This window comes from Streptomyces cahuitamycinicus (assembly GCF_002891435.1).
GTDB lineage: Bacteria > Actinomycetota > Actinomycetes > Streptomycetales > Streptomycetaceae > Streptomyces > Streptomyces cahuitamycinicus.
In genome coordinates this window covers 1-13,621 of the sequence record NZ_POUC01000208.1, presented here as the reverse complement: position 1 = coordinate 13,621, position 13,621 = coordinate 1, and the positions used below count along the sequence as shown (strand labels likewise).

The following is a 13,621-nucleotide window of genomic DNA, read 5'->3' as shown; positions in this document are numbered from 1 at the left end:
GTGCTGGGGCTCGGGTGGGCGGTGATGCCGCTGTTCTTCCCCAGCGGTGACGAGACCCTCGACCCGACCCGGCTGGTGATGCTGCCGCTGCGGCCCCGGCCGCTGGTGCGGGCCCTGCTCACGGCCTCCCTGGTGGGCATCGGGCCGCTGTTCACTCTGTGCCTGCTCGTCGGGTCCGTGATCGCGGTGGCACGCGGCGGGGCGGCGTTCGCCGTCGGTGCCGTCGCCGTCATCCTGGCGCTGCTGGTGTGCGTGGCGCTCGCGCGGGCCGTCGCCGCCGCCAACGTACGGCTGCTGACCAGCCGCAAGGGGCGGGACCTCGCGGTGCTCAGCGGGCTCGTCATCGCGATCGGGGCGCAGATCGTCAACTTCGGCGCGCAGCGCATCGGGGCGTCGGGGCTGGGCGAACTCGCCCCGGCCGCCGGGGTGCTGCGGTGGGTGCCGCCCGCCTCCGCGATCGGGGCCGTGCACGCGGTGGGCGAGGGCTCGTACGGTCTCGCCGCCGCGCAACTGGCCTTGACCGCGGGTGCGCTGGTGGCACTGCTCGCGCTCTGGTCGCGGCATCTGACCCGGCTGATGACCTCACCCGACGGCTCCACCCTGCCGGGCGCCGAGTCGGCCGCCAAGGAACGGTCGTCGACCGGGCTGGGGCGGCTGCTGCCCCCGGGCCGTACGGGCACGGTCATGGAGCGCAGCCTGCGGTACGTGTGGCGCGACCCGAAGACCAAGGCCGCCTGGGTGACATCACTGGCCATCGGGCTGATCGTGCCGGTGTTCAACGCCTGGCAGGGCACCGGGTCCGTCTACTTCGCGTGCTTCGCCGCCGGGATGCTCGGCATCCAGATGTACAACCAGTTCGGGCAGGACACCTCGGCGTTCTGGATGGTCGCCATGACGATCTCCTCGACGCGCGACGCGTACGTCGAGCTGCGCGCCCGGGCGTACGCCCTGCTGCTGATCACGCTGCCGTACGCCACGCTCGTGACGGTCCTGACGACGGCGATGCTCGGCGACTGGCGGCGGCTGCCCGAGGCGCTGGGGCTGTCCTTCGCGCTGCTCGGCGCGATGCTCGCGACCGGGGCGTGGACGTCCGCCCGCTTCCCCTACTCCATCCCGCAGGAGGGCTACAAGAACGTCGCCCCCGGGCAGACCGGGCTCGCCTGGATCTCCATCTTCGGCGGGATGATGGCGGCCGCCCTGCTGTGCGCGCCCGTCATCGCGCTCACGATCTGGCTGAACGTGAGCGCCGACGGCGACGACTGGACGTGGCTGCTGCTGCCGGTGGGCACGGCGTACGGGGCGGGGCTCGCGGCGGCGGGACTGAGACTGGCCGCTCCGCGGACGGCCCGGCGGCTGCCGGAGATCCTGGCAGCGGTCAGCAAGGGGTGACGCGCCGGGCGGAGACCGCGTCAGTGGTCGCCCAGCGCGTCCAGGAACGGCTCGATCGCGGCGCGCCAGGCCTCCGGCTGGTCGTAGTGCACCAGGTGGCCGGCGTCGGCGACCTCCGCGTACTGGCCGCGGGGCAGGACCCGGACCATCTCCTGCGCCTCGGCGCGGCCCAGCTCGCCGTCCAGACCGCGTACGACCAGGGCGGGGCAGCGGACCTGGGCCAGCTCCTCCCAGTGCGCGTCGTACACCCAGGTCTCGCGGGAGCGGAGCATCTGCTCCGGCTCGAAGACCGGACGCCAGCCGTCCGGGGACTCGGCCATCACCTCGGCGTAGAACTCACCACGGGCCGGATTGGGCCGCTCCACCCAGGGGTCGTCCTCGCCGAACCACTTGCGGACGTCGGCGAGCGTGGCGAAGGGCAGCGGCCAGGCCTTGAACCACTGGCCCCACTCGCGCTGCGAGGCGGCGCCGAGCGCGGAGGCCCGCATATCGCAGATGATCAGCCCGCGGACCAGGTCGGGACGCCGGGCGGCGAGCTGCCAGGCGGTCAGCGCGCCCATGGCGTGGCCGATCAGGACGACCGGGGCGAGACCGAGCTGCTCCAGAGCGGCCTCGGCGTCGTCGACGTAGGCGTCACGGGTGAAGGAGCCCTGCGGGGGTTTGTCGCTGCGGCCGTGGCCGCGCTGGTCGAGGGCGACCGCGCGGTACCGCGCGGAGAGCCAGCGGGCGGTGTACGCCCAGTGCGAGGCACGGCCCATGAGGCCGTGCAGTAACAGCACGCCCGGGGAGCCCTCCGGCACGGTGTGCCCGTCGTGCGCGCCCTGCCCGTGCTGCGCCCCCTGCCCGTCCTGCGCCGGATCGGTCTTGGGCGGGTCCCCGAACTCCCAGGCCGCCAGGCGTACGCCGCCCGTCCCGGTCACGTCGATGCGTCGCGCCATGTCCTGGCACCCCCCAAGCTTCGCGCGGACCGCGGCTCACCGAGCCGGCCGGTCCTGTGAACCGTGTTCTGCCTGCTGTGCCTTCTGCCGTGCTGGTTGCCGTACCCGTCGGTGCAAGTGTGCCGTGCGCCGCCCGCAGACTATCGAAAGCGCATTCGAGAATGGGGTTCTCGCGGGCAACACCCCTCGTTCGAGTGACCACCCCCGGGGATTGATCGCCGCCGCCGCGGGGAGATCTCCAGCGGGAGGCGGACCGCTCGGGGAAACCGGTCCGAGGGGAATGACCCTGAGAGCTCGGGGCTCCGGGTCAGCACAGGGGAGGACAGGCCCCGGCGCCACACGGCGCCGGGGCTCTCCACATCTGCACGGCACATCCTCCCGCCCCTCCCCGGCCGGGTGACATCGCTGTCGAACCGCGGCCAAGAACCCCTCAGGTCATATGCCTCACGCGACAGCGTCGCACGGGAAGCGTACGAGCGCTGCCATTCGACGGACTGGATCCCGGATTCGGTCCGGATCACGCCAACACCACAAGAACCCCCTGCGCAACGGGAGTTGGCCCAAGACAGCCGACCGGCTCGGGGCTCGGCGCCCCGGGCCGGGCCGGATCAAGGCTTGGCGACGAACACGTGGGAGGCGACGTCCGACTCCAGCTCGGCCGCCTCGCCGCCGCTGCCCACCAGCACCCCGCCCGCCGACTCCGTCACGCTCACCACCGAGCCCGGCTGCACACCCGCCCGCCGCAGCGTGTACATCAGCTGCGCGTCCGTCTGGATCGGCTCGCCGATCCGGCGCACCACGACCGTCTTGCCCTCGGCACCCGGGTCGAGACTGGCCAGCGACACCATGCCCTCGTCCAGGAACGGATCGGCGCCGTCCTTCTCGCCCAGCTCCTCCAGACCCGGGATCGGATTGCCGTACGGCGACTCCGTCGGGTGCCGCAGCAGCTCCAGGACACGGCGCTCCACGGCCTCGCTCATCACGTGCTCCCAGCGGCACGCCTCGGCGTGGACCTGCTCCCACTCCAGACCGATCACGTCGACGAGCAGACACTCGGCGAGGCGGTGCTTGCGCATCACACGCGTGGCCAGCCGACGGCCCTCGTCGGTCAGCTCCAGATGCCGGTCGCTGGCGACGGACACCAGGCCGTCACGCTCCATGCGCGCCACGGTCTGGCTGACGGTCGGCCCGCTCTGGTCCAGCCGCTCGGCGATACGGGCGCGCATGGGGACCACACCCTCTTCCTCCAGCTCGAGGATGGTGCGGAGATACATCTCCGTGGTGTCGATCAGTCCGGACATACGTGCCCCTCGAATGAGATCTGCCGGAGGCTGGACGGCTCACCGGCGCGTGCGCTGGCCCTGCAACCAATTCTGCCGGATAGCACCGACAACCGTGCCGCGGGAGGGAAAGCCGGGGATTACCCGGCCGTGCGCAAGGGTACGGACTTCCCTTCGGAGGGCTTCCCGGCACCCGGCGCACGCCCCTGACGGCCGGCCGTATTGACACCGCACTGGTCCAGACCGCACCGTATGCGCGACACGAGCCGCGAGGCCAGCCCGAAGGGACCCCGAATGAGCGACCGCGCGCCGGCCGGCCAGTTCATCGACGCCGCGATCGGCCTGCTGCGGCGGCTGCGCGACGAGGAGGCCGACGGCATCGCCGCGGCCGGGACGCTCCTCGCCGACACCGTCGCGGGCGGCGGCCGGCTCTTCGCCTTCGGCGCCGGACACTCCTCCCTCGCCGCGCAGGACCTCGTCTACCGCGCCGGCGGCCTCGCCCTGATGAACCTGCTCGCCGTACCCGGTGCCGTCGGCGTCGACGTCATGCCCGCGCCCCTCGGCTCCGCCCTGGAACGCGTCGACGGCCTCGCCGGCGCCGTCCTCGACAGCTCCCCGCTCCGCGAGGGCGACGCCCTGCTGATCATCTCTCTGTCGGGCCGCAACGCCCTGCCCGTCGAGATGGCCATGAACGCCCGCGCCCTGGGCGTCAAGGTCATCGGCGTGACCTCGGTGACCTACGCCGCGCAGACGAAGTCCCGGCACACCTCCGGCACGTACCTGAAAGACCACTGCGACCTCGTCCTCGACTCGAAGATCGCGGTCGGCGACGCGGAACTGACCCACGACGGCATCCCCGCCCCCTTCGCCCCCGCCTCGACGGTCGTCACCTCGGCCCTCCTCCAGGCCGTCATGGCGACGGCGGCCACCACCCTCGCCGACCGCGGCATCGAGCCGCCCCTGCTGCGCTCCGGGAACGTCGACGGCGGCCACGACTGGAACGCCCGGGTGATGGAGCAGTACCGCGACCGGATCTTCTACCGGCACTGACCGGGCCCCGGGGCGGGCGCCCCCTCACTCCTCGTCCGACAGCCCCGCCAGATCCAGCGCCGCAGCGATCCGTACCGCCACGTCCTCCGCGTACATCGCGTCGGACCGCTCGAAGGCACTGCGGCCGGCGCCCCGCAGGAACGTCACGACGCCCAGGGTCCGGCCCCGGCTGCGCAGCACCGCGCACAGGGCGTGGACCGCGTCCGCAGGCCACTGGCGGGCCAGGGCCCACTCGCGGGCGGCCTCGGGCGGGGCGGCGCCCGCGCTCGCACGCAGGGCTCCCACGCGCTCCACGCACTGCAGGGCCGGGTGCCCCTCGGCGTAGCGCACGGGCAGGCCCGCGCGGCCGGCCAGCCTGCTCGGGCCGGGCGCCCCGGACGGTGTGGCGGCGACCCGGACCAGCCGGACCGGCCCCTCGGCCTCCGCGTCGGTGAGCGCGCCGCCGGCGACCCGGTCGATCAGCCCGTGGTCGGCGAAACCAGCCAGGGCGAAGTCCAGGTGGACCGTCGCCGCCTCCGCCGGGTCCTCACACTCGGCGGCGGCCCGCGAAGCGCGGTGCAACTGCTGCGTACGGAAGCGCAGCAGGGACGCCTCCTGCTCCGTCTGCTTGGCCTCCGTCACATCCTGGAACAACCAGCCCACACCCAGCGGAACCGGCTCCTCCGCGAGCGGCGAGGCCAGCCGCAGGAAGCCGCTGCGCCAGCACCGCCGCTTCTCGCCCTCCTTGGCGCGCACACTCACCCACACCTCTGCGGGCGCGGGCGGCGCACCCTCCGCCAGCACATGCTGCAGCGCGCTCTCCAGCTCCTCGACGCCGTGCGACAGCAACTCCCCGAGCGGCCGCCCCAGCACCGACGTACGGCCCGTGCCCAGCGCGCGGGCCGCGTGCGCGTTCACCACGGCCGGCCGCAGGTCCACATCCACCAGCACGACACCCCAGCTTGCGTCCTCGAAGAGCGCCTCACTCAGCGCGATCGACCGCTCCAGATCGATCTGCGTGTGCACCTCGCTGAACGCGCAGTACACACCCGCGGGCTTTCCGTCGGGCCCGTGCACCGCCGCCGACTGCGTCCGCACGAGCACCCGCCCGCCGTCCTTCGTCAGCAGCGCGAACTCGTGCACCTGCCGCCCGGGCCCGTGCATGACGGACAGCAGCCGGCCCTCGACCTCCTCGGCGTCCGCGGTGCGCACAGCCCACCCGGCCAGCCCACGCCGCCCCACGGCCTCGTCCGCACTCCACCCCAGGATCCGTTCGGCCTCACGGTTCCAGTGCGTCACGACCCCGTCGGCGTCGAACGCGCACAGCGCCGCGTCCATGCCGTCCAGCAAAGCGGCAAGCAGATCCGAACCATCCGAACTCTCCCGCTCGGGCTCGTCCGGCCCCAGCTCGTCGGTGGCCCCACTACGCCGGGAAGCACTCACCTGGACCCCCTGCAGGCTGCGTCCGCACGTACGGCACGTCGGTTCGCTCCTTGCAATCATTCAACTGGAACGTGACCCAGCGCACACCGATTCCCACAACATTGAAGGAATCGTTGTACGGCGGCAATCCCCACGTCAACGCCACGGAGACGGTCCGCCCGGCAGGCCCCCACTCCGGTTCCCCGAAAAAAGCGGTTGATCCGAAGCCGAACGGTTTCCTAGGCTCCAGGTACACGAGAGAGGAGGTGGTTCGGCAGATGTATGAGAACCGGACGCGTGAGGTGGCTGCGGGCTAGCGGCCCGTCACCACGCACAGTGCGGTGCCGGACCAGCGTGTGAACGAAACGCGCAGCCGGCCCGATCTCCAGCAGTCACCCGACCCGCGAGTCGCCGGTACGTCCGGCCGGCTCCTCCCCAGGAGGAACCAGACTCGCGGGTCGTCTGCGTTTTTTGCGGCTTCCCGGGGGCGATGACAGTGGGTGCGTGGCGCGACGACCGGATCGGGAGCGCCCTGCGGGGTGCGAACCCGGCCGTGATGCGGCGGCTGGAGGCCGGGTTCGCGGTGATCGGCGATGTGCAGTTCCTGCCCGGCTACTCGGTGCTGCTGACCGATGATCCCGCGGTGCAGCGGTTGTCCGAGCTGCCGCGGAGCGGGCGGCTGGCGTTTTTGGACAGCATGGACCGGCTGGGAGAAGCCGTCGAGCGGGCCTGCCGGCGGGTGGGATCTGGGTTTCGGCGGGTCAATCTGGAGATCCTCGGGAACGCCGACGGGTTTCTGCACGCGCATGTGTGGCCGCGGTACGACTGGGAGCCCGCGGAGCTCGTGCGGCTGCCCGTGTGGCTCTACCCGCGGGAGATGTGGGGCGAGGAGCGGTACGCGCTCGGGGCGCGGCACGAACCGATGCGGGAGGCGATCGGCGAGGAGCTGGACCGGCTCGGCGGGTGAGACGTGCGGGCGGCCTCACCCGGAGCCGGGTGAGGCCGTGTGTGAGATGCGTCAGTGGGCGATGTCCTCGTAGCCCTCGATGTCGTGGGGGTCGCGGGTGCCCGGGCCCACGTAGCGGGCCGAGGGGCGGACCAGGCGGCCCGTGCGCTTCTGCTCCAGGATGTGGGCGGACCAGCCGGCCGTGCGGGCGCAGGTGAACATCGACGTGAACATGTGCGCCGGAACTTCGGCGAAGTCCAGGACGATGGCCGCCCAGAACTCGACGTTCGTGGCGAGGACGCGGTCGGGGCGGCGGGCGTGGAGTTCGGCGAGGGCCGCCTTCTCCAGGGCCTCGGCGACCTCGAAGCGCGGCGCCCCCAGTTCGCGGGCCGTGCGGCGCAGGACCCTCGCCCTCGGGTCCTCGGCGCGGTAGACGCGGTGGCCGAAGCCCATGAGGCGTTCGCCCTTGTCGAGCGCGTTCTTCACGTAGGACTCCGCGTCGCCCGTGCGTTCGATCTCCTCGATCATGCCGAGGACGCGGGAGGGGGCGCCGCCGTGGAGCGGGCCGGACATCGCGCCCACCGCGCCGGAGAGCGCGGCCGCGACGTCGGCGCCCGTCGAGGCGATCACCCGGGCCGTGAACGTGGACGCGTTCATGCCGTGCTCCGCGGCGCTCGTCCAGTACGCGTCCACCGCCGCGACGTGCTTGGGGTCCGGCTCGCCCCGCCAGCGGATCATGAAGCGTTCGACGACGGACTGCGCCTTGTCGATCTCCCGCTGCGGAACCATCGGCAGGCCCTGGCCGCGGGCGGACTGGGCGACGTAGGACAGGGCCATGACGGCTGCCCGTGCCAGGTCGGCGCGGGCCTGCTCGGCGTCGATGTCGAGGAGGGGTTTGAGGCCCCAGACGGGCGCGAGCATGGCCAGGGCGGACTGGACGTCCACGCGGATGTCGCCGGAGTGGACGGGGATGGGGAAGGGCTCGGCGGGCGGCAGACCGGGATTGAAGGCGCCGTCGACGAGCAGGCCCCAGACGTTGCCGAACGAGACGTGGCCGACGAGGTCCTCGATGTCGACGCCCCGGTACCGGAGGGCGCCGCCCTCCTTGTCCGGTTCGGCGATCTCCGTCTCGAACGCGACGACTCCCTCGAGCCCGGGTACGAAGTCGGACATCAGGCGGCTCCTCGTGATGGAAGTGACAGATGGTGTGATGTGGGGTGGGACGTACGAACCATGTGTCAGTCGGCTTGCGCAGCGGGCGGCCGTCCGGGGGATCCACGGTCGTGTACGGCGACTCGCGGTCCTGGGCGGCTGCCCCTGTGATGCCCCGTCCGGCCGACGGTCACCCAACCGGAACGGCACGGAAACGATATCCCCGAGTGCCACCGTTGGGGAGAGTTCGCGGCACTCAGTGCCACGCAGTGACGAAGGACACCATCCGTACGGCAAGATGACCGGGTGACCGACCGCGACGACGTCCCCTTCGATCTGGCCTCGATGCGCAAGCAGTACCGGGCCGAGGGGCTCTCCGAGACCGAGCTCGCCGCCACCCCCGTCGAGCAGTTCGCGCGCTGGTTCAAGCAGGCCGCGACGGACGGCGGGCTGTTCGAGCCGAACGCCATGATCGTCTCGACGGCCGACGCCGAGGGGCGGACGAGCTCCCGTACGGTGCTGCTGAAGCACTTCGACGAGCAGGGCTTCGTCTTCTACACGAACTACGACTCCCGTAAGGCCCGTGACCTGGCGGAGAACCCGTACGTCTCGCTGCTGTTCCCATGGCACCCCATGGCCCGGCAGGTCATCGTGAGCGGGGTCGCCCGGCGCACCGGCCGGGACGAGACCGCGGCGTACTTCCGGACCCGCCCGCACGGCTCACAGCTGGGCGCGTGGGCCAGCGCCCAGTCCGCGGTGATCTCCACGCGGGCCGACATCGACGGCGCGTACGCCGAGCTGGCCGCGCGCTACCCGGAGGGCGAGCAGGTGCCGGTGCCTCCGCACTGGGGCGGTTTCCGGGTGGCGCCGCAGACGGTGGAGTTCTGGCAGGGCCGCGAGAACCGGCTGCACGACCGGTTGCGGTACGTGGAGCGGGCCGACGGGAGCTGGCGGGTGGAGCGGCTCAGCCCGTGACGGGGCGGGGCTCAGGTCGTGACGGGGCCGGGCTCAGGTCGTGACGGGGCCGGGCTCAGGTGGTGGCTCGGGCACCGCGTGGCGTCATCATCGCCCTCGGCCCAGCGTCTCCTCCAGCAGCCCCGCCCACTGGGTCACCACCCGTTCCCGGCGGGCCGCGTCGTCCGTGAGGAGGTTGGCGAGGCCCAGGCCGCGGGCCATGTCGAGGAGGCCCTGGACCGCTTCACGGACGCCGGGGACGGATTCGTCGGCGGCGAGGAGGTCGACGGCTATGCGGTGGGTTTCGCGGCCGACGCGGGATTCGAGTTCGGTGACGCGGGGCCGGAGCTGCTCCTCGTTGGAGGCGGCGACCCAGAGGTGGAGGGCCGCGCGGAACAGCGGCCCCGTGTAGAGGTCGACCAGGGCGGCGACGACGGCGTGACGGTCGTCTGCCGCGCCCTCGGGGAACAGCGCGCGCAGGGCCGTGGAGCGTTCCTCGGCGACGTATTCGACGGCCGCCGTGAAGAGGTCCTCGCGGGTCGGGAAGTGGTGCTGGGCGGCGCCGCGGGAGACGCCGGCGCGTTCGGCGACGACGGAGACGGTGGAGCCCGCCCAGCCGTGTTCGGCGAGGCAGGACACGGCGGCTTCGAGGAGCCGCTGCCGGGTGGCCCGGCTGCGGTCCTGCTTGGGGACTCTCTCCGCACGGTCGGCCGTGCTCACACCACCCATGCCGGATCCCGTCGTTCGAGGAAGGCCGTCATCCCCTCGCGGGCCTGCGGGGAGGAGAAGAGCCGGGCCGAGAGCGCGGTCAGGGCGTCCGCGTCCCGGTCGAAGGCTTCCAGCACCCTAGCCGTGAGCAGCCGTTTCGTCTCGGCCAGGGCGGCGGGGGCACAGCGGCGCAGACCGTCCAGGACGGGTGCCAGGGCCGCGTCGACGTCGTCGGCATGGGTGGTGAGCAGGCCTGTTGCGACCGCCTCCGCCGCGTCGAAGCGTTCGCCGGTGAGGTAGTGGCGGGCCAGTGCGCGTGGGTTCGTGCGGGGCAGGAGCGGGAGGGAGATGACCGCCGGGGCGACTCCGATGCGGACCTCGGTGAAGGCGAAGGTGGCCGCGCTGGAGGCGGCGGCGATGTCGCAGGCGGCCAGGAGGCCGAGGCCGCCGCCGCGGACGTGGCCGGTGACCCGGGCGACGACCGGCTTGGGCAGTTCGACGATCTGCCGCAGCAGGGCGACCAGGGCATCGGAGGGATGGGGGTCCCCCCTGCTCGAGCGAAGCCGAGAGCTTGGGGGAGGGTCCTTGAGGTCGGCGCCCGCGCTGAACGTGTTGCCGGTGTGGGTGAGGACGATCGCGCGGACGCCCGGGTCCTCGGCGGCGTGGGTGAGCGCCTCGGCCAGTTCGCCGACCAGGGCCGCCGACAGGGCGTTGCGGTTGTGCGGTGAGTCGAGGGTCAGGGTTTCCACGGCTCGCGCGTGGGTGCGGGCGATCAGCGTCATGCGTTCTCCCTGAGCTGTCGGCGGAGGATCTTGCCGGATGCCGCGCGGGGGACGCCGGCGATGAAGGTGACGTGGCGTATCCGCTTGTAGGGGGCGACGTGTTCGGCGACGTACATCATGATCTCCGCCTCGGTGAGGTCCGCGGCGGACGGCTGGCGGACCACGTAGGCGTGCGGGGCCTCGTTGCCGTTGTCGTCGTATCTGCCGATGACGGCGGCGTCGGCGATGCCCGGGTGGGTGAGGAGCAGGGCCTCCAGCTCGGCGGGGGCGACCTGGAAGCCCTTGTACTTGATGAGTTCCTTGACGCGGTCGACGACGAACAGCCAGCCCTGCCCGTCCACGTGCCCCACGTCGCCGGTGTGCAGCCAGCCGTCGGCGTCGATCATCGCGGTGGTGGCGTCGGGGCGGCCGAGGTAGCCCTTCATGATCTGGGGTCCGCGGATGAGGATCTCGCCGGACTCGCCGGGCGGCAGGTCCTTGCCGGGGTCGCCGAGGGAGACGATGCGCATCTCGGTGCCGGCGATGAGTTTGCCGACGGTTCCGGGCGGGGCGTCGCTCATGGCGTCGAGGGGGACGACGTGGGTGCCGGGCGACAGTTCCGTCATGCCGTAGGCCTGGCCGACGGGCGGCAGGCCGAGGCGCCGGGAGCAGGCGGCGGCGAGACGGGCGTCCAGGGGTGCGGCGGCGCTGATGATGTACCGCAGGGACGACAGGTCGTACTGGGCTACGGCGGGGTGCTTGGCGAGGGCCAGGACGATCGGCGGGGCCACGTACAGGGCGGTGATGCGGTGGTTCTGGACGGCCGCGAGGAACTGCTCCAGGTCGAAGCGGGGCAGGACGACGACGGTGGCGCCCTGCCGCAGGGGCGCGTTCATCAGGGCGGTGAGGCCGTAGATGTGGAAGAAGGGCAGTACGGCCAGGACGCGGTCGCCCGGGCCCGCGGGGATCGCCGGGTGGAGCTGGGCGAGGTTGGTGGCGATCTGCCGGTGCGTGAGCATCACGCCCTTGGGGGTGCCGGTGGTTCCGGAGGAGTACGGCAGGGCCGCGACGTCCTCGGCGGGGTCGATGGCGACGTGCGGTTCGGGGGCGGCCGAGGCGAGCATGTCGATCAGGGAGCGGTGGCCGCTCGCGCTGTCGCACACGAAGATCTCGCGTACGCCGCCCGCGAGTTCTGCGGCCCGGCGGGCGATGTCCAGCAGTGGTGACACGGTGACGATCCAGCGGGCCGCGCAGTCCCGCAGTTGTTTGGCGAACTCGTCGGCGGTGGCGAGCGGATGCACGGTCGTGACGGTGGCACCCGCGCGCGTGGCCGCGTAGAAGGCGGTCGGGAAAGCGATGGTGTTGGGGCTGTGCAGGGCGAGGACGTCGCCCTTGCGGACACCGGCCTCGGCGAGGGCGGCGGCGACGCGCCGGTGGAACCGGTCCACCTGCTCGTACGAGATGGTGGTGCCGTCCGTGCCGTCGATCAGCGCCGGGATGTCGCCGAACTCGGCGGCCCGGGCCAGGACGGCGTCGTGGATGGGCAGTTCGACGGGCGGGACGTCTGCGTACTCGCTGCGGAACATGGCGGGTTCCTCCTCGCGCGCGGGCCGTCTCAGGGTGCTCAGTACGACTTGGGCAGGCCCAGGGTCTGGTGGGAGACGTAGTTGAGAATCATCTCCCGGCTCACCGGGGCAATACGAGCCACGCGCGCGGCCGTTATCAGCCGGGCCAGGCCGTACTCGCGGGTGAGGCCGTTGCCGCCGAGGGTGTGCACGGCCTGGTCGACCGCCTTCACGCAGGCCTCCCCGGCGGCGTACTTGGCCATGTTGGCGGCCTCTCCGGCGCCGGTGTCGTCGCCGGCGTCGTAGAGGGCGGCGGCCTTCTGCATCATCAGGCGGGCGAGTTCGAGGTCGATGTGCGCCTGGGCGAGGGGGTGGGCGATGGCCTGGTGGGCACCGATGGGTGTGTCCCAGACGGTGCGGTCGCGGGCGTAGTCGATGGCCTTCGCGAGGGCGTGGCGGCCCATGCCGATCGCGAAGGCGGCGGTCATGATGCGTTCGGGGTTGAGGCCGGCGAAGAGCTGGAGCAGGCCTGCGTCCTCGTCGCCGACCAGGGCGTCGGCGGGCAGCCGTACGTCGTCGAGGGTCAGCTCGAACTGTTTCTCCGCGGCGTTCAGTTCCATGTCGATGGGGCGCCGGGTGAAGCCGGGGGTGTCGCGCGGGACGATAAAAAGGCAGGGCTTGAGGCGGCCGGTGCGGGCGTCCTCGGTGCGGCCGACGATGAGGGTCGCGTCCGCGATGTCGACACCGGAGATGAAGACCTTGCGGCCGGTGAGGAGCCAGTCGGTGCCGTCTTTTCGTGCCGTGGTGGTGATGCGGTGGCTGTTGGAGCCGGCGTCGGGTTCGGTGATGCCGAAGGCCATGAGGCGGGTGCCGTCGGCCAGGGCCGGGAGCCACTGCTGTTTTTGGGTTTCCGTGCCGAAGCGGGCTATGACGGTGCCGCAGATCGCCGGTGATACGACCAGCATGAGGAGGGGGCAGCCGGCTGCGCCGAGTTCTTCGAGGACGATGGAGAGTTCGGAGATGCCGCCGCCTCCGCCGCCGTATGCCTCCGGCAGGTTGACGCCCAGGTAGCCGAGTTTGCCTGCCTCTGACCAGAGTTGGGCGGTGTCACCTCCGGGGCCGTGGCGTTTGCCGAGTGCGGCTACGGCTTCTCGCAGGGCCTTGTGATCTTCGGTGTCCATGGGTGTCCTTTCGGGTGCGGGTCGTACGTGGCTTGTCGCGCAGTTCCCCGCGCCCCTTACGGGGCTTCCTTCACCACGGCCAGGAGCGCGCCCGGCTCGACCTGTTGCCCCGGTGCGACGCGCAGGTCGGTCAGCGTTCCCGTCACCGGTGCGGTGACCTTGTGCTGCATCTTCATCGCCTCCAGCCAGAGCAGGGGTTCGCCCGCCTTCACCGGTGTTCCTGCCGTGAGGCCTTCGGCGACTCGGACGACCGTGCCCGGCATGGGCGCCAGGAGGGAGCCGGGGGCGTGCTGGGC

The 13,621-nt window shown here is 72.1% G+C and carries 13 protein-coding genes; 4 read left to right on the top strand and 9 right to left on the bottom strand.

The annotated features are described in order from the left end of the window. Positions 1-1,389 (top strand): transporter (locus C1J00_RS25200; protein WP_102911334.1); only part of this gene is annotated, 1,389 nt, incomplete at its 5' end. Between the two features lie 20 nt (positions 1,390-1,409). Here C1J00_RS25200 and C1J00_RS25195 read toward each other — a convergent pair. Both C1J00_RS25195 and C1J00_RS25190 read right to left on the bottom strand, forming a co-directional pair. Further along, positions 1,410-2,327, bottom strand: coding sequence for an alpha/beta fold hydrolase (locus C1J00_RS25195; RefSeq protein ID WP_102911333.1), 918 nt, complete (start codon positions 2,325-2,327; stop codon positions 1,410-1,412). 608 nt (positions 2,328-2,935) lie between these two features. Then, positions 2,936-3,628, bottom strand: coding sequence for an iron-dependent transcriptional repressor DtxR (locus C1J00_RS25190; RefSeq protein WP_010035781.1), 693 nt, complete (start codon positions 3,626-3,628; stop codon positions 2,936-2,938). Positions 3,629-3,901: 273 nt separating this feature from the next. Between C1J00_RS25190 and C1J00_RS25185 the strand changes: the two genes are divergently transcribed. Next, the gene (locus tag C1J00_RS25185) at positions 3,902-4,657 is read left to right on the top strand and encodes an SIS domain-containing protein (RefSeq protein ID WP_102911332.1); all 756 of its coding nucleotides are present in this window, start codon (positions 3,902-3,904) and stop codon (positions 4,655-4,657) included. Positions 4,658-4,681: 24 nt separating this feature from the next. Here C1J00_RS25185 and C1J00_RS25180 read toward each other — a convergent pair whose 3' ends face one another. Continuing rightward, a complete protein-coding gene (locus C1J00_RS25180; RefSeq protein WP_102911331.1) occupies positions 4,682-6,139 on the bottom strand; it encodes a PAS domain-containing protein in 1,458 nt (485 codons plus the stop codon). Between the two features lie 409 nt (positions 6,140-6,548). Between C1J00_RS25180 and C1J00_RS25175 the strand changes: the two genes are divergently transcribed. Continuing rightward, entirely contained in the window at positions 6,549-7,025 is a 477-nt protein-coding gene (locus C1J00_RS25175) for an HIT family protein (protein ID WP_102911330.1), read from the top strand. Between the two features lie 51 nt (positions 7,026-7,076). On the opposite strand, the gene C1J00_RS25170 is transcribed toward C1J00_RS25175, so the two are convergent. Beyond that, positions 7,077-8,177, bottom strand: coding sequence for a citrate synthase 2 (locus tag C1J00_RS25170; RefSeq protein ID WP_102911329.1), 1,101 nt, complete (start codon positions 8,175-8,177; stop codon positions 7,077-7,079). Between the two features lie 285 nt (positions 8,178-8,462). Here C1J00_RS25170 and pdxH point away from each other — a divergent pair, with 285 nt between their 5' ends. Then, a complete protein-coding gene (gene pdxH, locus C1J00_RS25165; RefSeq protein ID WP_102911328.1) occupies positions 8,463-9,131 on the top strand; it encodes a pyridoxamine 5'-phosphate oxidase in 669 nt (222 codons plus the stop codon). Between the two features lie 87 nt (positions 9,132-9,218). Here the strand turns inward: pdxH and C1J00_RS25160 are convergent, their stop codons facing one another. From C1J00_RS25160 to C1J00_RS25140, 5 genes are all read right to left on the bottom strand, one after another. Next, positions 9,219-9,839: a TetR/AcrR family transcriptional regulator gene (locus C1J00_RS25160; RefSeq protein ID WP_102911327.1), complete on the bottom strand. Its 621-nt coding sequence runs from the start codon at positions 9,837-9,839 to the stop codon at positions 9,219-9,221. Beyond that, positions 9,827-10,600 carry an enoyl-CoA hydratase family protein gene (locus C1J00_RS25155; RefSeq protein ID WP_102911326.1) on the bottom strand — a complete coding sequence of 258 codons (774 nt, stop codon included), beginning with the start codon at positions 10,598-10,600 and terminating at the stop codon, positions 9,827-9,829. The genes C1J00_RS25160 and C1J00_RS25155 overlap by 13 nt, the downstream gene beginning before the upstream one ends. Further along, positions 10,597-12,165 (bottom strand): 4-coumarate--CoA ligase family protein, encoded by a 1,569-nt coding sequence (locus C1J00_RS25150; RefSeq protein WP_102911325.1) that lies wholly within the window; start codon positions 12,163-12,165, stop codon positions 10,597-10,599. The genes C1J00_RS25155 and C1J00_RS25150 overlap by 4 nt, the downstream gene beginning before the upstream one ends. 38 nt (positions 12,166-12,203) lie before the next feature. Then, positions 12,204-13,325, bottom strand: a complete 1,122-nt coding sequence (locus tag C1J00_RS25145) for an acyl-CoA dehydrogenase family protein (RefSeq protein ID WP_102911324.1) — start codon at positions 13,323-13,325, stop codon at positions 12,204-12,206. Between the two features lie 56 nt (positions 13,326-13,381). Continuing rightward, positions 13,382-13,621: acyl-CoA carboxylase biotin carboxyl carrier protein subunit (locus C1J00_RS25140; protein ID WP_146046253.1), on the bottom strand; the 240-nt coding region annotated here is incomplete at its 5' end.

Excerpts from the sequence above, each read along its gene's own strand:
- C1J00_RS25160 (WP_102911327.1), bottom strand. The coding sequence starts at position 9,839 with ATGGGTGGTGTGAGCACGGCCGACCGTGCGGAGAGAGTCCCCAAGCAG.
- C1J00_RS25175 (WP_102911330.1), top strand. The coding sequence starts at position 6,549 with ATGACAGTGGGTGCGTGGCGCGACGACCGGATCGGGAGCGCCCTGCGG.
- C1J00_RS25150 (WP_102911325.1), bottom strand. The coding sequence starts at position 12,165 with ATGTTCCGCAGCGAGTACGCAGACGTCCCGCCCGTCGAACTGCCCATC.
- C1J00_RS25170 (WP_102911329.1), bottom strand. The coding sequence starts at position 8,177 with ATGTCCGACTTCGTACCCGGGCTCGAGGGAGTCGTCGCGTTCGAGACG.
- C1J00_RS25145 (WP_102911324.1), bottom strand. The coding sequence starts at position 13,325 with ATGGACACCGAAGATCACAAGGCCCTGCGAGAAGCCGTAGCCGCACTC.
- C1J00_RS25155 (WP_102911326.1), bottom strand. The coding sequence starts at position 10,600 with ATGACGCTGATCGCCCGCACCCACGCGCGAGCCGTGGAAACCCTGACC.
- C1J00_RS25185 (WP_102911332.1), top strand. The coding sequence starts at position 3,902 with ATGAGCGACCGCGCGCCGGCCGGCCAGTTCATCGACGCCGCGATCGGC.
- C1J00_RS25190 (WP_010035781.1), bottom strand. The coding sequence starts at position 3,628 with ATGTCCGGACTGATCGACACCACGGAGATGTATCTCCGCACCATCCTC.
- C1J00_RS25180 (WP_102911331.1), bottom strand. The coding sequence starts at position 6,139 with ATGATTGCAAGGAGCGAACCGACGTGCCGTACGTGCGGACGCAGCCTG.
- C1J00_RS25195 (WP_102911333.1), bottom strand. The coding sequence starts at position 2,327 with ATGGCGCGACGCATCGACGTGACCGGGACGGGCGGCGTACGCCTGGCG.